The sequence below is a fragment of the Williamsia sp. z34 genome (assembly GCF_059553395.1).
This window is the reverse complement of sequence record NZ_JCANWW010000004.1, coordinates 420,738-439,193: the sequence shown is the minus strand read 5'-3', so window position 1 is coordinate 439,193 and position 18,456 is coordinate 420,738. Positions and strand designations below refer to the sequence as shown.

16 protein-coding genes are annotated in these 18,456 nt (G+C 62.5%); 4 read left to right on the top strand and 12 right to left on the bottom strand.

Features of this window, described 5'->3' with window-relative positions:
* Positions 1 to 1,654: 1,654 nt before the first annotated feature.
* Positions 1,655 to 2,695, top strand: coding sequence for an alpha/beta hydrolase (locus AC51GT_RS13110; protein WP_496329033.1), 1,041 nt, complete (start codon positions 1,655 to 1,657; stop codon positions 2,693 to 2,695).
* A gap of 65 nt (positions 2,696 to 2,760) precedes the next feature.
* Here AC51GT_RS13110 and AC51GT_RS13105 read toward each other — a convergent pair whose 3' ends face one another.
* Together AC51GT_RS13105 and AC51GT_RS13100 are read right to left on the bottom strand one after the other, a co-directional pair.
* Positions 2,761 to 3,696 (bottom strand): 1,4-dihydroxy-2-naphthoyl-CoA synthase, encoded by a 936-nt coding sequence (locus AC51GT_RS13105; protein WP_496329032.1) that lies wholly within the window; start codon positions 3,694 to 3,696, stop codon positions 2,761 to 2,763.
* Positions 3,697 to 3,732: 36 nt separating this feature from the next.
* Positions 3,733 to 4,716, bottom strand: a complete 984-nt coding sequence (locus AC51GT_RS13100) for a GGDEF domain-containing protein (protein ID WP_496329031.1) — start codon at positions 4,714 to 4,716, stop codon at positions 3,733 to 3,735.
* 124 nt (positions 4,717 to 4,840) lie between these two features.
* On the opposite strand from AC51GT_RS13100, the gene AC51GT_RS13095 reads away from it, so the two are divergent.
* Complete coding sequence (locus AC51GT_RS13095; RefSeq protein ID WP_496323046.1) at positions 4,841 to 5,512, top strand: PaaI family thioesterase; 672 nt, start codon at positions 4,841 to 4,843, stop codon at positions 5,510 to 5,512.
* Between the two features lie 2 nt (positions 5,513 to 5,514).
* On the opposite strand, the gene AC51GT_RS13090 is transcribed toward AC51GT_RS13095, so the two are convergent.
* A complete protein-coding gene (locus AC51GT_RS13090; RefSeq protein WP_496323047.1) occupies positions 5,515 to 5,778 on the bottom strand; it encodes a hypothetical protein in 264 nt (87 codons plus the stop codon).
* Positions 5,779 to 5,914: 136 nt separating this feature from the next.
* On the opposite strand from AC51GT_RS13090, the gene AC51GT_RS13085 reads away from it, so the two are divergent.
* Entirely contained in the window at positions 5,915 to 6,988 is a 1,074-nt protein-coding gene (locus tag AC51GT_RS13085; RefSeq protein ID WP_496329030.1) for an enoyl-CoA hydratase/isomerase family protein, read from the top strand.
* Entirely contained in the window at positions 6,985 to 7,761 is a 777-nt protein-coding gene (locus tag AC51GT_RS13080; protein ID WP_496329029.1) for an enoyl-CoA hydratase, read from the top strand. The genes AC51GT_RS13085 and AC51GT_RS13080 overlap by 4 nt, the downstream gene beginning before the upstream one ends.
* An 82-nt stretch (positions 7,762 to 7,843) precedes the next feature.
* Here the strand turns inward: AC51GT_RS13080 and AC51GT_RS13075 are convergent, their stop codons facing one another.
* From AC51GT_RS13075 to AC51GT_RS13035, 9 genes are all read right to left on the bottom strand, one after another.
* Complete coding sequence (locus AC51GT_RS13075) at positions 7,844 to 9,220, bottom strand: cytochrome P450 (protein ID WP_496329028.1); 1,377 nt, start codon at positions 9,218 to 9,220, stop codon at positions 7,844 to 7,846.
* Between the two features lie 82 nt (positions 9,221 to 9,302).
* A complete protein-coding gene (locus tag AC51GT_RS13070; RefSeq protein WP_496329027.1) occupies positions 9,303 to 11,936 on the bottom strand; it encodes a helix-turn-helix transcriptional regulator in 2,634 nt (877 codons plus the stop codon).
* 113 nt (positions 11,937 to 12,049) lie between these two features.
* Positions 12,050 to 12,256 carry a hypothetical protein gene (locus tag AC51GT_RS13065; protein WP_496323052.1) on the bottom strand — a complete coding sequence of 69 codons (207 nt, stop codon included), beginning with the start codon at positions 12,254 to 12,256 and terminating at the stop codon, positions 12,050 to 12,052.
* A 115-nt stretch (positions 12,257 to 12,371) separates the two neighbouring features.
* Positions 12,372 to 12,638, bottom strand: a complete 267-nt coding sequence (locus AC51GT_RS13060; RefSeq protein ID WP_496329026.1) for a response regulator transcription factor — start codon at positions 12,636 to 12,638, stop codon at positions 12,372 to 12,374.
* Positions 12,639 to 12,751: 113 nt separating this feature from the next.
* Positions 12,752 to 13,747: a DUF8320 family protein gene (locus tag AC51GT_RS13055; protein ID WP_496329025.1), complete on the bottom strand. Its 996-nt coding sequence runs from the start codon at positions 13,745 to 13,747 to the stop codon at positions 12,752 to 12,754.
* Positions 13,744 to 14,967 carry a sensor histidine kinase gene (locus AC51GT_RS13050; RefSeq protein ID WP_496329024.1) on the bottom strand — a complete coding sequence of 408 codons (1,224 nt, stop codon included), beginning with the start codon at positions 14,965 to 14,967 and terminating at the stop codon, positions 13,744 to 13,746. The genes AC51GT_RS13055 and AC51GT_RS13050 overlap by 4 nt, the downstream gene beginning before the upstream one ends.
* Positions 14,934 to 15,596: a response regulator transcription factor gene (locus AC51GT_RS13045; protein ID WP_496323056.1), complete on the bottom strand. Its 663-nt coding sequence runs from the start codon at positions 15,594 to 15,596 to the stop codon at positions 14,934 to 14,936. The genes AC51GT_RS13050 and AC51GT_RS13045 overlap by 34 nt, the downstream gene beginning before the upstream one ends.
* 166 nt (positions 15,597 to 15,762) lie before the next feature.
* Positions 15,763 to 16,740, bottom strand: a complete 978-nt coding sequence (locus AC51GT_RS13040) for a WecB/TagA/CpsF family glycosyltransferase (RefSeq protein WP_496329023.1) — start codon at positions 16,738 to 16,740, stop codon at positions 15,763 to 15,765.
* 42 nt (positions 16,741 to 16,782) lie between these two features.
* Positions 16,783 to 18,291 (bottom strand): sugar transferase, encoded by a 1,509-nt coding sequence (locus tag AC51GT_RS13035; protein WP_496329022.1) that lies wholly within the window; start codon positions 18,289 to 18,291, stop codon positions 16,783 to 16,785.
* Between the last annotated feature and the right edge of the window lie 165 nt (positions 18,292 to 18,456).

The following is an 18,456-nucleotide window of genomic DNA, read 5'->3' as shown; positions in this document are numbered from 1 at the left end:
GCTCAGCACGTCCCTGAGATGCATAAACGCACCTCAGGGACGTGCTATCACGCCAGTTGCGCGGTGACCCTAAGGCGTCGTCGGCTCGGAGCTGGCAGCTCCCAGAAGGGTGCCGACGAAGGCGAGCAACTGAGCGAATAGGTTTTCGATGTCCTGCGATGATGCGAGCATGTTTTCTCCCTTTGTTGTGATTACTACTGCGACCCGTTGGCTTTGGCCTTTTGGAGCCCCCGACCAGGCGAGTCGTGATCAGATTGACACATACAGATTGATCGCAAGGACATTTGAGAAAACTGATGAAATGAATTCTCAACTGCGCCCGACCAATTCGCGACGTCCTTCTTTAGCGGAACAAAATCATATGGCGAAATTGGCTGAGCTTCAAGATCATTGAAAAGCTTTGGAGTAGACCGCAACTGGAGGTTTGTGCGGTGACGTCCGATTTGATCGCCGAAAACCTCTGAGCCGCAGGATCAATGGAAATTGCATGCGGGTGCATTTGACTCGGACCATTCCGTTCTCGAATCACCCAGCGTGTGAATAGAATTCGGAATCGCGAAGGCCGGGCATCGGGGGTGTGCGTGGGTGGGATCGCAGGTCGGAAATGTTGGGGGTTCGGCGAGGCGTCCTGGAGTGTGCCCGCGTGCTTCCGTGTTCAACAGGGCGGGCTCACCGCGGCCGTTACCGACTCGAGATAGTGCGTCCGATATGGGCGATTTGTGGGGCGAAGCCGCACTCGGGGGCGATCGCGCTGTGTGCCGGCCAAGGGCGGATGTTCGTGGCCGAATCGCTTCGCCTGGGCCTTCCGCTGAGCGGTCGGTGTGTCACTTCCCGCCCGTTCTCGAGAAAGGGTGGGCGTGCGGAGTCGCGAGGGTCGTGCGCCGCCATGTGACGGTAATTGCAAGTCGGAAAACGGGATACCGTTGAGAAATAGTTGGACGGGTCATCGGCGTGGTGCTCCTGCCGATACTTTCCCGGCGGCGACATTCTCCTTGCGCATTGGGCAGGTCTCGATGCGAGCCGATTCGTCGACCGCCCGATCGGGTGATACTCCCAGAGGTGCTGTCCCACCTGCTGACAGTGATCCCCCCGGACTCCCGTTGGGAGCCCCGGGGGGATTGTCTTGTGCTGCTTATCTATTCGGCGGGAGTTGTCTCGCTGCCGCCACCGAGGAGTTTCCCGATGATCGCAATGATTGTGCCAAGTCCGATTTCGGAGGACAGGTCTGTCGATCCCATATGCTTTCTACCTTCCGTAGACTTCATTTGGTTGAACACGACTCGTCGTAGGGGGCTCGAGTGTTGAACTCCCCGACCAACTTGAGCCAACTTCACCCTGCCATCGTAATTCAGATATGTCATGTGTTTTCGTCGGCTAATTTTCAAATGGTTTGAATATGTCGCTTTGAGCTGGAATTAATATGGAAAATTGGTTTTTGATTTGTGTCCCCAAATGTCGCGACCGGAGGCGATGACGTGTCGGGGGACGCCGCTCGGATGACAAGTGGATCGGAAGATTGCGATAGCAAATCCTGCTGGTTGTGCGCCATCTGGTGGGTACATCGAACAGTTGGTTCGGCCCCGACCCGGGCCGGTGGTTCCGGTATTACTTTCCCGCTCGACCGATTTCCGGCTAATGTCGCTTCGTGACCCGAATGAGTACAGGAAAGACCCGTCGGTACGCGCGCGTCGCGCTGACCGCAGCAGTGTCCTCGGTGATGGCTGCCACCACGCTGCTGGTGACGTCGCCGGCCACCGCTGAAGACCTGCCGCAGATCGGCATCGAATCGCCCGGTGGATCGAAGCTGGTGGGGGTTACCCCGACCGGCCCCAAGAATCTCGATCTACTCGTCTATTCGGCATCGATGGACCGGAACATCCCGCTCTCGGTGATCTTGCCGAAGGATCGGTCGGTGCCGCGGCCGACGCTGTACTTGATGAACGGTGCCGGTGGCGGTGAGGACAATGCGAACTGGCAGGCCAGAACCGACATCAACGGGTTCTTCGCCGACAAGAACGTCAACGTGGTCACCCCGAACGCCGGTGCTTTCAGCTACTACACCGACTGGCAGAAGGATGACCCGGTGCTGGGTCGCAACAAGTGGTCCACGTTCTTGGGCAAGGAATTGCCGCCCATCGTCAACGAAGCTCTCGGCACCTCGGGGCTCAACTCCATCGCCGGTATCTCGTCCTCCGCGACCTCGGTGCTGAACCTGGCGATCGAGCATCCAGGGCTCTACAAGTCGGTCGGCTCGTACAGCGGCTGTGCGTCGACCTCCAGTGAAGTCGGCCAGATGTACATCCGGATCACGGTCGACGCGCGTGGTGGCGGCGACCCGACCAACATGTGGGGGCCGTTGGACGGACCGGGCTGGGCGGCCAACGACCCCATCCTCAACGCCGAGAAACTGCGCGGTCTGAAGCTCTACATCTCGAACGCCACCGGCCTGCCCGGCAAGTACGAGACCCTCGAGCGCGCAGACGGTGATCCGACCAAGTTGCTGGATCAGATGATCGTGGGCGGTGGCATCGAAGCCGCGACCGGATTGTGCACCGCGGTGCTGGTTGATCGTCTCAACAAGTTGAACATCCCGGCGACGTACGATTTCCCGTTGACCGGAACCCACTCGTGGGGCTATTGGGAAGAGCAGCTGAATCTTTCATGGCCGACCCTGGCCCGTCCGATCGGCGCCTGACAACGCCAGGCAGTCAAACAGAACCAGGCCCCGCCGGATCCGGCGGGGCCTGGTTCTGTTTGTGACTAGTAGTAGAACGGGTAGTCGTCCCAGTTGGGATCGCGCTTCTCCAGGAAGGCGTCTCGGCCTTCGACGGCCTCATCGGTCATGTAGGCCAGTCGGGTGGCCTCGCCGGCGAAGACCTGTTGGCCCATCAAGCCGTCGTCGGTGAGGTTGAACGCGAACTTCAGCATGCGCTGGGCGGTGGGGGATTTGCCGTTGATGGTCTTGCCCCATTCGATGGCGGTCGCCTCGAGGTCGGCGTGATCGACCACCTCGTTGACCGCACCCATCCGTTGCATCGACTCGGCGTCGTAGGCGCGGCCGAGGAAGAAGATCTCGCGGGCGTTCTTCTGGCCGACCTGCTTGGCGAGGTAGGCGCTGCCGTATCCGGCGTCGAACGAGCCCACGTCGGCGTCGGTCTGCTTGAAGCGGGCATATTGACGTGAGGCCAGGGTGAGGTCGCAGACGACATGCAGTGAGTGGCCGCCTCCGGCTGCCCAGCCGTTGACAACCGCGATCACCACCTTGGGCATGGTTCGGATCAGGCGCTGCACCTCGAGGATGTGCAGCCGGCCGCCCTCGGCCTTGACCCGGGCCGAATCCACGGTGTCGGAGGTGTCTCCGCCGGCGTACTGGTAACCGGATCGGCCGCGGATGCGCTGGTCACCGCCACTGCAGAAGGCCCAGCCGCCGTCTTTCTCGCTCGGGCCGTTGCCGGTCAGCAGCACCACACCCACATCAGGGCTGCGGCGCGCGTGATCGAAGACGCGGTACAGCTCGTCGACGGAGTGGGGGCGAAAGGCGTTGCGTACCTCGGGGCGGTCGAATGCGATCCGCACGATGCCGTGTGCGCGACCTGCTCCGACGTGACGGTGATAGGTGATGTCGGTGAGATCGTCGAAACCTTCGACCGATTTCCACTGCGTTGGATCAAACGGCTGATCTGGTGAGGAGCTCATGGGTTCTGAGCGTAGTGGCAGAATTTCCCGTTCAGGTCAGGAGGTCTGCTCGAACTCTCTGGGGCCTTTGGCCCGTTTGGCCCGGTAGAGGTCGGCGTCGGCCTCGGCAAGCAATTGGGCGATGGTGACGGTCGCGGCGGGGGCGCAGGCGGCGCCGATGCTGGTGTCGAAGTGCTGTGGGCGGATCCGGGCGAGCACGTCGTCGGATCGTGTGCACGATGTGCCTTCGATGCAGATCGCGAACTCGTCGCCGCCCAGGCGCGCGAACACGGCATCCTCGGGGATCGAGGACCGGAGTTGGCGGGCGAACTCGATCAGGTGCTGGTCTCCGGCCTGATGCCCGAACTCGTCGTTGATGGCCTTGAAGTTGTCGACGTCGAGCGCGAACACGCTCAGGGTCGTCTGCGCGGAACGCGCCCGGCCGAGTCGGTGGGCGGTGGCGATCTCCCAGCCGGCCCGGTTCGGCAGTCCGGTCAGGGAGTCGGTGCACGCGATGGTGATCAGCGCCCGCGTCACCAAGCCGAACGATTCGGCCGCGCCGACTATGGCGAGGACAAATGCGACATAGGTCAGCGGCGATGCCGAAATCGACACCGAGAGTGCGAACACCGTGGACACGGTCAGGACGGCGATGAGTGTGCGGGCGAGAGCGATTCTCAGGAACGCGATCATGTACATCGACAAGAACATGGCGGCGATCAGGCAGACGAATGCCGAACCGGCGAGCACTTGGAATGTGATCACCGCGGGAGTCGCGATCATTGCGGCGATAATTGCCGGAACCTGATTGGCCGGTCCGCGTCGCAAATAGACCAATCCGAAGACTCCCATCGCCACCGCAACTATCGCGCCCGTGGGGTCGGCGCCGTCGACTTTCATGATGGGTGCCGGGAACAGGATGAACAGCAGACCGATGGTGTACAGGAATGTTGTTGCGGCCAAATAGATGCGGAGAGCTCGGAGCTGTAGCTGCCGCACGATTTCGGGGGTGGTGCCGGATACCAAGTTGAATCGGTTCACGCCGTACTCATGCTCCTCGGATCGGGCCGGCTTCGACGCCAATATCAGTAGTATTGCTTAGTAACGGAATGCGTGCGCGGTGCCACTTCGAGCAAGTTCGGGCTCGATGGATACTGTCGTAGCCATGAGCCAGGGAAACCCACTCGAAGAGACTGCCGGGACCTTCGGGGACGACACACCTCTCGAAGAGCGTCATGAGGGTGGATTTCGCCCGAAGTTCGATCTCGATCTGACCCGCGGCGGACCGCGATACGGCGAGTTCATCGAGCAGGTTCGCACGTTCATGGATCGGGTGAAAGCGGCTTGTCCGCCCGAAGATCTTGTCGATGAGCTGATCGACGAATTGAAAGTGATGAACGACCGGCTCGACGCCGTGGCCATCGACGAATGGCGGGCACCGTCGGGCGGACGCATCGATCTGCCGGCGCGCGGCAACATCACTCTGCCGCCCTATGAGGTCGATGAGGCCACGGCCGAGAGCGTGAAGGCGCGGATCACGTTCCGGCGCTATCACCTCGGTGGGAACAATGCCGCCCACGGTGGACAGGTCGCGGTGGCCTTCGACGACCTACTGGGTATGTCGGGCGCGCTCGGATCCGGTGGAATCACCCGGACGGCGTACCTAACCATCAGCTACCGCGCCATCACCCCGCTCGGCAAAGAACTCGTGATGAGGTCGTGGGTCGACCGCATCGAGGGTCGCAAGGTGTTCCTCAAAGGCAGCCTCCACGACGGCGACACCCTGTGCGCCGAGGCCGATGGACTGTTCATCAAACTCAACCCGGGTCAGCCGTAGACCTACCAGCGTCGGCGCTTCCGCAAGGCGTAGAGGGCGATGCCGAGTCCGACGGCGCTGAACAGGTCGGAGACGGTGAGGCCGTTGGACGGTGTGAACCGGATCAGGACGTGCCCCTCCCACGGCCCGTTGAACAGGACCCACGCAACCGAGACGCCGATCAAGACGAATGCCGCCGGGCGACTCGGCCGAGCCAGCGTCCATGCGCAGCAGGTGAACAGGAGATTGAGCACGACGACTCCGTAGAAGGCTGCGTGCGACATCATCAGAACAGTATTGCCGCGTCGAGCCCGTTGTTTCGGGAACTGCCGCCGTGAGCCTGGCCACCCGGCGGAGTCCTGGACCGGGTTACTAGGATATGCAAGTATTGTGAGCGCCGTCGCAGTCGATCATTGGAGTGTCATGTCAGATGAGAGCACCGTCCTGGTCCGAACGGAAGGCCGCATTGGCCGAATCACTTTGAACCGCCCGAAGGCAATCAATGCCCTCACCCATGAAATGGTCCTCGAGATCGACTCGGCTCTACGAAAATGGGCCGATGACGACGCCGTCGAAGCGGTGGTCCTCGACGGAGCGGGCGAGCGGGGCCTGTGCGCGGGCGGTGACATTGTGGCCATCCACCGCGACGCCTTGCAGTCCGCCACGCTCGAGGACGCGATCGTGTCGCCCTCGGGCAAGTTCTGGTACGACGAGTACGTCCTGAACGCCTACATCTCGCACTATCCGAAGCCCTATATCGCCCTGATGGACGGCATCGTCATGGGCGGCGGGGTCGGCATCTCGGCGCACGGCAACACTCGAATCGTCACCGACCGCACCAAGATGGCGATGCCGGAGGTCGGGATCGGCTTCGCTCCTGACGTGGGCGGCACCTACCTGCTGGCCAATGCCCCGGGTGAAATCGGTACATACCTGGCGTTGACCGCCGCGCAGATCAACGGTGCCGACGCCATCGCGATCGGCTTCGCCGACCACTATCTGCCATCAGAGAAGATCGCCGACTTCATCTCGGCCCTGACAACGCGTCCCGCGGCAGAGGCCATTGCCGAATACTGCATCGAACCGCCGGCGTCGGGCCTGATGACCAAGAAGCGTTGGGTCGACGATGCCTTCGGCGCGGACACCGCGGTCGGGATCGTGGAACGTCTGCGCGGCCACGACGAGTCCGATGCCCACGACACTGCCAATGTGGTTGCGGCGAAGTCTCCGACATCGGTCGAGGTGACCGTGCGGTCGCTGCGCGAGATCACCGCGGATACGACGCTGGAGACCGCGCTGGTGACCGAATATCGGGTGTCGATTCACTTCCTCGCCCATCACGACCTTGCGGAAGGCATTCGCGCGCAGGTCATCGACAAGGACCGCTCACCGAAGTGGTCACCGCCAAGTCTTACCGCCGTGGAGAAGGCCGACATCGATGCCTTCTTCGACCCGGTCCCCAAAGAACTCGAACTGACGAACGGAATCAACGGATGAGCAACTACGAAACGATCCTCACAGAGCAGCGTGGCCGGGTGGGCATCATCACCCTGAACCGCCCGAAGGCCTTGAACGCCTTGAACTCCCAGCTGATGAACGAAGTCGTCGCGGCGGCACAGGCGTATGACGCCGATCAGACTGTCGGTGCCATCCTGATCACCGGCTCCGAACGTGCATTCGCTGCCGGCGCCGACATCAAAGAGATGGCCGACAAGTCTTACGTCGACATGCTGGCAGTGGACTTCTTCAGTGCCTGGGACGGCCTGGTCAACGTTCGGACACCGGTTGTCGCGGCCGTGGCCGGGTTCGCGCTCGGCGGTGGCTGCGAGCTGGCGATGATGTGCGACATCATCATTGCCGCCGAGAACGCCGTCTTCGGCCAGCCGGAGATCAACCTCGGTGTGATCCCGGGAATCGGTGGCTCGCAACGTCTCACGCGCGCCATCGGTAAGGCCAAGGCCATGGACATGGTCCTGACCGGCCGCCGGATGAAGGTCGAGGAGGCCGAGCGCGCCGGACTGGTCTCCCGGGTGGTGCCCACCGAGTCCTACCTCGACGATGCGTTGGAAGTCGCCAACACGATCGCCGAACTCTCGCTGCCGATCACCATCCTGGCCAAGCAGGCGGTGAACCGGTCGCAAGAGGTCGGTCTCACCGAGGGAGTCCTGTTCGAGCGCAGGGTCTTCCACTCCACCTTCGCCACCGAGGATCAGTCCGAAGGCATGGCTGCGTTCGTGGAAAAGCGCGACGCGAAGTTCAATCACCGCTGATCGCGCTCACCGCATAGACGCTCGTTCTTCTCACGTCCGCGCAGTTGCAGACTGCGCGGGCGTGATTTTGTCTGCACAGCTGTCACATTGGGTTGCGGTCGGAGACCCGGGCGCGGATAGGTCCCTTCGGGATCATCGTAAATGGAAGGTCAACAGGGAAGTCGTCATCGAGGGCTTCGATGCGATGCTGACCGATGATGGTGGCCAACGCCAGGGTGGCTTCGAGCATTGCGAAGTGCGAACCGATGCAGCCGCGTGGGCCGCCTCCGAAGGGTAGGTACTGCCACCGGTCGCGGTCGTCCATATTCTCGGGGGCGAACCGATCGGGGTCGAACACCAGTGGGTCGTTCCACAGGTTCGGATCACGGTGCATGGCATAGATTCCCACGAGCGTCACGGTGCCTGCGGCAACTCGAAAGCCGTCCACGTCCACGTCAGCAACAGACTGTCGGGACAATATCGGTGCGGGCGGGCACAGTCGGAGCGCCTCGTGTAGGACCTGAACCGTGTAGGTCAATTCCGGGACATCGTCGGGGGTAGGTCGTCGGGTGCCGATCCGGGCAATCTCGTTTGCGACGCGATCCTGGATTTCGGTGTCGCGTCCGAGTGCCCAGAGTGAATACGTCAAGGTCGTAGACGTGGTGTCATGCCCGGCGAACATGAAGATGATCAGCTCGTTGCGAATCTCTCTGTCGGAGAGCGGTTTTCCGGTCGCAGGATCCTCGGCCTCGATCAGCGCGCGGACCAGCGGGGCGTCTCGGTCAGGATTATTGCGGCATTCGTGCAGGATGTTTCCAGCAAACTCGTGCAGTTTTGCCGCCGCAGCCCGTGCTTGTCGGCGCGCCGGCGTCGGCATCCACGCCGGGGCTTTGAACGGAAGTGTGGCGCGGTTGGTCACGTACCCCATCGCGGTGGCCAGCGACGTTGCGAGTTCGTCGGTGTGCTCGTCGAGGTCGATTCCGAAAACCGAACGTCCGAGTGCCCTCAGCGTTAGTGAATGGCACATCGCATCAAGGTCGACCGTTGCGGTCGAATCACTTGACCTGAAGCTGGACTCTGCGGCCTCGGCCATATTGTCGGCGTAGTGGGCGACATGGTTCTTGGTGAACACCTGCTGTATCGCTCGTCGGCGTGGGCGCCATTCGTCATGTGCAAGGTTGAACAGATTGCCGCCGATCAGGTTTTGCTGCTCGTCATAGAAGGGGAGCTTCTTTTCCAGGAACGTGTTGGGCCGGTTCAATACGTCATGCACACCTTGAGGTGAGGTGGTCACGACTATTTCGGGTAGGAGCCACGTCGGGGCGAGTTTATGGCGGGTCACCGGCCCTCCGGCGTCGCGTAGGGTTTCGCAACCGGTGTTGAAGCGCCGGGTGGCCTTGAATCGTTGGCGATAGGGCAGAGGGTTGCGTGGCGCGAGGGGAAGGGTGGCCACCTCGACGGGGTCGACTGTCTGGACCATGATCAAACCGCCCGATCAGGAATTGGATACGCGTCTGACGACCAGTATTTGTCCTGTGATCAGGCCCGCCGCGAGTAGTCGACTACCTCAATCGGGATCCGGTGAGGATCTGTGACAGTTCTTCGCGGCTGTTGACCCCGGCCCGCTGTGCGGCGCGGTACAGGTGGCCTTCGACGGATCGCACAGAGACGGTCAACCGGGTGGCGATCTCGCTGTTGGACAGGCCGGCTGCAGCCAGGGTGATGATCTCGCACTGCCGCGCCGTGAAAGGTACGGCCACCGTGGACTGCAGCTGCGCAGGAGTTGCCGTGTGGCCGCATTCGATGGCCAGGCGCCGGGACATCTCGGAGGCCAGGAGCGCCGATCCGCGCCGTTGCCTGCTGGTGAACATCCGGCCTGCCTGTGCCGCGGTGTCTGCGGCAGCCAGCCGGTCGCCCATGGTTTCGTAGTATCCGGCGGCAGCGAGCACGCCGGCCGCATCATCGGTCGCCAGTGCGGCCGCGTGCCGCGCGGCGATGAGCGCCCGAGGCCCGTCGACCCGAGAAGTCAAGTCGCCGAGACGGTCTGCCAGGGTGAGGCAGCCGAGTTGGGTGGCGGTCTGCAGTGCCATCACCTCGTAGGCGAATTGGCCGCGGCGCCGCGCATCATCGGCGGACGCGATTGCCAGTTTGATCGCGTGGCTGACCGCACCCTCGACGGCGTGGGTCCACACCGTGGCCAGTGCCAACCCGGCTTCCATGAAGGTGTACTCGGAAGGCCAGAGCTCCGACAGCGTCTGCAGAGTTGTTCGAGCGCTGGATATTTCACCGCTGACGGCCTGCGCTTCTGCCAGCCAGATGAGGCAGGCCGGGCTCAGGCCGTGCGGGTTCGATGTGTCGTTCTCGATTCCCACTCGCGTATCGAGGAGTTCGGTGATCGCGGTCTGCACCCGCCCGCTTGCCAGCGCCGCGTGCCCGCGTAGGAACGTCGCCTGGATGTGGGTGGCACCGCCGACGTCACGTGCGACCTCGGTGAATCGGTTGGCCTCGGCGAGGCAGCGGTCGACGCGTCCGGCTGTTCGGCAGGCGCGGGCGTGGATGGCTGCGAGCCAGAACTGTAGTTGTGCTGTCTGCCAGGAGTTCTCTGCTCTGACGAAGCCGCGTTGTGCGTATTCGGTTGCGGTATCGCACTTTCCGATGGCTCCGGCGGACATCACCATCGCGGCCGTGGCCATCATGGAGAAGAAGTCGCCGGCACCGGTCTCGGCCAGTGACGCCATCGCCAACCTGATTGCGTCGTTGGGTGATGCCTGCACCGAGAATATGCAGGCGCGGACCGCGTAGAGCTCCGAGCGTACGGCCGGGGTGAGTGTTTCCGGATCGATGTCATTGAGCAGTTCTGATGCTTCGGCAGGGCGGGCGAGCATCCAGACCAGGTTCGCCGCCCGCAAGATGTTCCAGCGGATGAAGTCCGGATGGCCCGGTTCGGCGGCGTGCTCGGTGAACGCCTGCTCGGCTCGGAGTCCCTGACCGGCCACCACCAGTGTCATCAGGTGAAAGTAGGCATCGTCTGGTGAGATGTCCAGGGCCAGTGCAGATGTGGCAAAGCGGGTGGCCAGGTCGACGTCGAGCGAGAGCAGTGCGATCCGCGATGCCCGGGCCAGGAGCGGGGGATCGGGACGAAGGTCGGACTCGATCAGGAGTACCGCGTGACGGAGCACTGCGGATGGCTCCTGGCGCGCACCGTCGGAGAGTGTGTTTGCGATCTCCGTTGCCAGGCGCCGGCGTCGGAGCAGACCGAGTTCGGCGCGTCGGACCTCGCCCAGCAGGGGGTGTCCGAGTCGGACGGTGATCGTTCCCGCCGGTGAAGCGCGGGTGCTGACGGCGCCCAATGATTCCGCGAGTTCCAGCGTCGGCTCGTCGACCAGTGAGGCCAGTTCGGCTGTCGTCAGCGGCTCGCTGACGGCCAGGAGGTCGACCAGATTCGATATCGCAGGTGGGAGCGTGGTCATGTTGGCACGGATCGTTTCTGCCAGGGTCGGAGAGATGCTCAGGTCACCTGACCAGAACCACAAGCCGGAGGTGTTGCTGAAACGGCCCGCGGCGTGTTCTTCGTCGACGAGTTGCCGCAGTAACAGGACATTTCCGTCGCACAGGGTGTGCAGCCGGTTGAGGCTTGTCGATTCGATCGGTCCGCCGAAAGCTCGTTCGAGGAGCCGGCGGGTCTCGTCCCGGGACAGCGGCTGCAGTTCCAGGCGCGGCAGATGCCGGTCCTTCCAGAGTGCGGCGATGGCATCGGGCACGGCTTCTCCGGAGCGTATCGACACCAGCACATTGGCGAGCCCGCGCACGGTCAGTTCATGGATCACGAACGCGGACTGGTTGTCGAGTAGGTGGGCGTCGTCGACCGCCACGATCAGGGTTGTCTCGTCCGACGACGTCAGCTGGTCGAGCAGGCCGCGAATCTGCCGAAGTGGCTGTGCGTCCACGTCGAAGTCGAGGTCGATGTCGGAGAAAACGGCCAGGGGTACTTCCCGCGACGACAATGTCGCGGACACCCGATGACACCGGTATCCCAGGCGGCCTGCCGCTGAGAGGGCCTCGGTGCACAGTCGGGTCTTGCCGACACCGGCGGCGCCACCGATGATGATGCCGCCACCACCACCGCGACGGGTGATCGCGGCAGTGGCGAGTTCGACTTCTTCGCGGCGTCCTGCGATCGGCCACTCGACGAACATGATCGGCCCCCTCGATCACAATTCACGATGTCTGAAAGCTCTGTCCGGTCTGGCTGCGACTGCCGCGTCGATACGTGTGACGCTAGGTCCGGCCGGCTGGGCGATCAAGCGAATTAGTCCGCTTGAATGCGTCGCCGGCGTAGGTGTGCCAGCTTTTGCTCGGCGACGGCGTAGAGCATCGGCAACGCGGTGATGTCGACGTCGAGGCAGTCGGCGACCGTTGGTGCCGGGATTCCGGCGGCCCGCAAACGAAGCGCGATCGAATACACCACCGGCAGTTCACTCATGGCGGTGTCGTGATCAGGCGTATCGGTGGCCACCCGTGCATCGTCATCCGATTCGGATGGCGGGGGTGGGGTAGCGGACTACCCCGATTGCGGGTGCCAATCGAGCGCCACACTCAACCCCGTGCGCTGCCGTGTGGTTTCCGGGATGTCAGAACTCGTCGAGCGTGACGTAGCCGTCTTGCAGGGCGCGCGCCAGGAGCGCCGCTTTGGTGTGTGCCGGACGGCCGCTGGCCGCGTATTTACCTCGGATCCGGTTGACGTGGGTATTGACGGTCGCCGCAGTGATGAACAATTCGCTGGCAGCGCTGGACTTCGAGTCATGTTTCACCCAGCAGCGCAGCACTTCGATTTCTCGCGCGGTCAGACGTGGCATGGCAAGCCCTCTGATGCTCAGAGGGGCAAGTGACAAGGTCATCAGAAGATCTCCTGGTGATTGGGTTCCCGGCCCAGGATGATCTTCTTACGAATGGCGGCGTTCGGATAGACACATCTTCTGGTTACACCAGAAATGCCTCATCGTTACCCTAACTAGCTAGCAAGGTCGGAGGCCGGATCCCCATGCACGTCAAGATCAATCCGCATCGTGCCAGACTTTTCGTCACTGCGATAGATCGAGATCAAACTGGACCGGCCGGGTGGTAGAACGCGGATTCTCAGCTGCCCGCCATCGGAGGTGTGAAGCACCTCGTTCACATGCTGCGTGACCCTCTGGTGGACCGCGGGCGAAATGTAGGTGAGCCCGCCGTCGTCGATCATCACGACATCGACACCTCGGCGCCGGGCGGCACGTACGTTGCCGGCGACCGACGCGTTGGTCAGTGCCGCCGCCTGTATCTGATCGCGGAGCTCACCCTCGAGCAAGGCACAGGTCTTCTTGTCGGCGTCTGAGAGCTGTTGACCCTCGGCGATCCGCGTGAGCATCGGCCGGACCATCGATTCGAGATCGGCCAGCCGCGATATGCGTTCCTCACGGGCGGCGTTGAGGGCGGCAGTTCGGGCCGCCTCGTCGGACTCGGCGCGGTTCATGGCCTCGATGGCGAGGATCGAATGCCGCAGGACCACCGCGAAGGCGGTGCCGATGACCAGTCGGCCAGGTACCAGCATCAACAAGACAAGGTCCGGGCGTCCCTCGGAGAACAGCGCGGACCACGTGAGGATCAGGACGTAGCAGCCGGTAAAACTAGCCCAGGACAGCAGGATTCGACCGCGTAGACAGAGAATCACGCACAGGATGGCCACAAAGCTCAACAACCAAGGTGGCCGGCTGCTCTCGATCAACTCGGGCTCAGCGATCAGTAGCGTGAGCACCGCTGCCGGTAGTGCCAGGCAGGCGATGGCCGTGGATCGGGGTTCAAGGGGGTCTTTGCGCCCGAACGTGATCGCGCCTGCGGAGAGGCAGAGGAACCCCAGCGTGACGATGACCGGCCAGACGGAGCTGTCGGCGGGCAGGCTGCCGAAGGCAACAAAGGCGGTGATCACGACAAAACTCAGGAACGCCAGGGCGACGACGATTCTGGCGGTCACGTCGATCGCAGCCAGGTCAGGACAACGGTGGTTCCATGGCCGGGTTGGGAACTGATCGTCGCCGAACCGCCCGCGATCTGTTCCATCCTTCCGCGAATCGACAGCGCAATGCCCAAACGATCTGAAGGGATGAGACTTTCATCGAATCCGACCCCGTCGTCTGAGATCTCGGTGATGAGTGCGTCGGTGCGCATTGTCACCAGGACCGAGCGTGTGGCTTCGGGCCCGGCGTGCCGGACACTGTTGTGCAAGGCCTCGGACATGGCGGACATCATCGCGTGTACGGCGTCTTGCGGATAGGTCGTCGACACTTCGATCGCTGCGGCGTTGCGTACCTGGCAGCCGGGATCCACGATCTCGGCGGCGGACTCGGCCTCCGCAATCACCTCGGTGGGGGCCATGGCGCGCTGCAGATCGTCATCGGCTCGAAGGTCGTCGAGTTGTTTGAGGGTGGCCAGCGCCTGACTCTGCAATTCGGCGTTGGTCCCCTCGCGGGACGCGGCCCACATGACCGACATGACGCGATCGTGCGTGATGGCGTCCAGTCGCGCGCGCTCATGTCGTCGGCTCTGCTCGGCGGCGGCGGCTTCGGCACGGGCTTTGGCGCGGACCTGGGCGCGATCGCGAAGCCTCCCGATTTCCAGGGCCATGACCGCGATGCTGAACGGAACGGCTGCCACGAACAGTCCCCACGCGAGGTCGGTGACGAACTCGGAGGCGGTGGTTCGCTCTGCCACGGACCCACTGATCAGGCGGGTTGACGTCACCGACACCAATAAATAGACGACCGCTGCGGGGAGCGGCATCGCAACGACTGCCGAAACGCTCGCGACGCCGACGATCGGCGTGATCCAAGCGCCGCCGCCGTTTGCGGTCGGCACTCCGTCCCACACGAGGGGGAACGAGGTGAAGACAACAACGTAGGCGATCGAGACCGCCCATGCGGTGCGATAGGTCCAACGGGTGTCCGGGATGAATGTGGAAACGAACATGGTCGCGGCGGGTACCACGATGAGTACCAGCGCGGCGATGGTCCACCACTCCGGAACCACTTCGGCGAGCGATCGGATCGGGGTGATCAGCAGTAGTGGGTACAGGCACATCGCGATCGACCCGAAGCGGCTGACCTGTCGGGCGGTGAGATCGATGGCCGATGTCGGAAGCGGCGACGCCAGCGCCGCCGGCCTCAGCGACGAAAGCGCCGCGGCATTGGTAACCATCCGTCCTCCAGTGCCCGTTTGTACAGATCGGTCTTTGTGCGTGCCGGACGACCTGCCTCGGAGTACTTCTGTTTGATCCGCCCCACATAGGAATTCACGGTTTCGGCCGACAGTCCGGTGATCGAGGCGACCCGCGTTGCCGGTTCACCCGCGGCGTACAGCTCCAGGATTTGCCGCTGTCGGGGGCTGAGGTCAACCGCTGCGAGGTCGGGGTCGGAGTCGATGGCGGTTGCCCACTCCATCGTGGGAACCACCATGCCGGACAGTGCCGACCTGATCGCGCTGATCAGCTCGTCTACGTCGACCGATTTCCGCAGGATGCCGAGCACCCCGGAGGCGAGTGCTTCACGGATCAGGAATGGCTCGGATGCAGAGGTGAACACCAAGACATTGGGAGTGAGTGTGTGTAACTGCTCGATATTGCCGCGCGGCCTCGAATCGTCGGAAAGTCGAAGGTCGAGCAGAGCAAGATCGATCGGTTCCCCCTGATCGATGAGCTTCGGCACCGTAGGCGCGTCGGCCACCACCGACAACCCATCTGCTTGATCGATGATCGAGACGAGGCCCCGCCGAGTGGTCGCAAAATCTTCTACGACTCCAATTCGGGCAAACTCGCGCGTCTCACCCATGGGTCACACGGTGAGAAATAGCGGATGCCTCCATTGGTGGAACCTACTAAGTCATGCCGCGCCTGAGCAGACACGACGTTTATTTTGCCGGTTCTGTTCGAACTCGGGCCCATGTACTTGAGCTGGTCAAAACATATCCTAGCGCTCACCTGCCCAAACCGCAGGATTAGGTGGTGATTGTGGACGGCGTCGACGTCGATACGCGCGTCTGTGAATGTGTTCCCGATACACGGGATTGTGACCCTCCAGTCGGGTCCAGACGGGCCTGATTCACCGCGTCGAACGGAGCCGTGGATCGAGACGGGACAGCGACTGTCGATTCGACAATGGCGGATCGGAAATCGCGGATGACTTTTGCGCGGCGCAATGTCAGCAATTCCGGCGGGCCCTCGAGTAAATATCGGCGAGCCAACCTTCGGGGATCGGATCCGAGCCGGTGAAGCCATTCGAGGCCCAGGCGTTGCAGCTGAACCGGGGCGCGGACGGTGGTTCCCGCCAGGAAATCTGCCGCCGCCCCGAAGGCCAGCAATGCGCGCGATCCGGTACGCGTGCCGAAGTGCTCAATCCACATTTCTTGGCGAGGTTTGCCCAATCCGACCACGAGTATGTCGACGCCGGCATTGCGGATCTCGTCGGCGTCCCGCACGCATTTGCGCGGGTCGGCCAGGTCGGAGCGATCAGGAGACCAGTAGCGCACGGGGCCGACGCCAGGGAAGTCCTGTTGAATTCGCGTGTCCAGCTTTTGGTGTAGGTCAGGGTAGCCACCGTAGAAACCGACGCTGCTTCCGGCGCGATCTGCTTCCGCAAGTATTGATGGCAGCAGGTCGGCGCCGGTCAAGCGCGGCCAGGGTCGCCCTGTCAGTTTCGTCGCGCGCGCAACGATGGGCGCCCCGTCGGCCAGCAGCGTCCAGTCGACACCGTCATCGCCGTGCCGATCAGGGTGGTCGAGCCGGGAGCCGCTGGGGGAGGCGAAATGATGAAGGTGATCGAGGTTGACCGACCCGATCGCCAGCGGTGTGGTCCGCGGACCGCTCAGGCGTCTGCGCACTGCATCGAGCACCAGCTCTTCCGTACAGAGCTCGACGGGGACGTCCCCGACCATCATTGTGACCGTCTGGGGTGCCCGGGTTGTTTGTGAGTGCATCGTCGCTCTCCTGAAAATGGGATGGTGTTGCGAGTGATCCGGCTAGTAGGCGCCGTGGCTCTTGATGACGGCATGTAAAGTGCGCCAGAGGATTACGAGGTCCTGCATGATGGACCAGTTCTCGACGTAGAGCAGGTCTAGGCGTACGGATTCGTCCCAGGACAGCTCGGATCGCCCGGAGATCTGCCAGAGTCCGGTCATCCCGGGGCGAACGAGCATCCTGCGGACCACCGGGCCGCGGTATTGCGCGACCTCTTCGCGCAGTGGTGGTCGCGGTCCGACCAGGCTCATCTCGCCGGTCAGGACGTTGATCAGTTGGGGGAGCTCGTCGAGGCTGAAACGCCGCAGAAAGGCGCCGACACGAGTGACGCGGGGATCCTGACGCATCTTGAACAGGACGCCGTTCCCATCGGAGTTCTCGGCAAGCGCAGCCTTTTGCTGGTCAGCGCCGTCAACCATGCTGCGGAACTTCCACATGAGGAACGGGTTATTGCCGAGTCCCATCCGCTCGGCGCGATAGAAGACCGGCCCGGGCGAACTGAACTTGACCGCAATTGCACAGGTCAAAAGGATGGGTGTCAGGAGCAGCAGAAGCGCGCCTGCTCCGATTCGGTCGACTCCGGCTTTGAGGAACCGGTTTGCGCCGGCATAACGCGGTTTGTCGATATGCACCATCGGAAGCCCGGCCACCGGGCGCAACATCATCCGGGGCCCCGCGATGTCCGTGACACCGGGCGCGACCACCATGTCGACGTCCATCGCCTCGAGCTCCCAGGACAGCTCGCGCATCACCGAATAACCAAGGGCCGATGCGGAAGTCACCGCGACGGTTGTGGCACCGGTCTGTTTGACGGCGTTGGTGAGCCCGTCAAGGTCCGCGGCCGGCGGTTGACGCGGCCCAAGCGGCGTCGCACTCGAACCATGGTGGCCGCTGGTGGAAGACGTATGGCCCCTGGTGTTCACCAGGCCGACCACTTTGTAACCCAGGATCGGATTGTCTTCGATGCGGTCGATCAATGGAATCGAAGAATCGGAATCACCCACCACAAGTATTCGCTGGAGGTTTGTTCCATTCGCCCGCTGGCGGGTCAGATTCTTACGCCACGCCCATCGCCCGAAGAGTAAGGAAATTGTGCCGAAGGGCAACGCGACTGCCACGAACCCGCGAGCAATATCCAGTTTGAATACCAAGTCAAAAATCGCCAAGAAACCGAAAGCCATAAAGCAGGCAGTAACTACGCGACTGTATTCTGTCGCGCCCGATCCGATGATTCTCTTGTCTGTGCTCTGCGTTGTTCGCAGTGCCACAATCCATGCCAGTGACAGCGCAATTGTCTCGATGAGTAGATGGCCTTTATGAGCAATTGCCAAATCGCCGTTTCTGGAGAATCGGATTATTACCGCGCCGGCCACCGCGCCGAGTACCAACGTCAGGTCGGTCCAGCGGATGCGTCGCACATACGCCGCCGCCCATCGCTCTAAAGTGCCGGTTACCAGCTCAAGGGGTGGTCTGTCGGTCTGGGTCGGTGCAGTGTGCGCTTCGTTCAGCATGACCGCCGTACCCCTTCCACTGTTCGTATTTCGAGTGTGGATGCAGGTTTTCTGATGCCACCAGTAATCGAATATGGGCGAAATTACCGCTGATCACTTGACTGACCACATAGTCCATTTGGGTTACAGGGTGATTCGGACAAATATGTGACGCGATAAATTTCA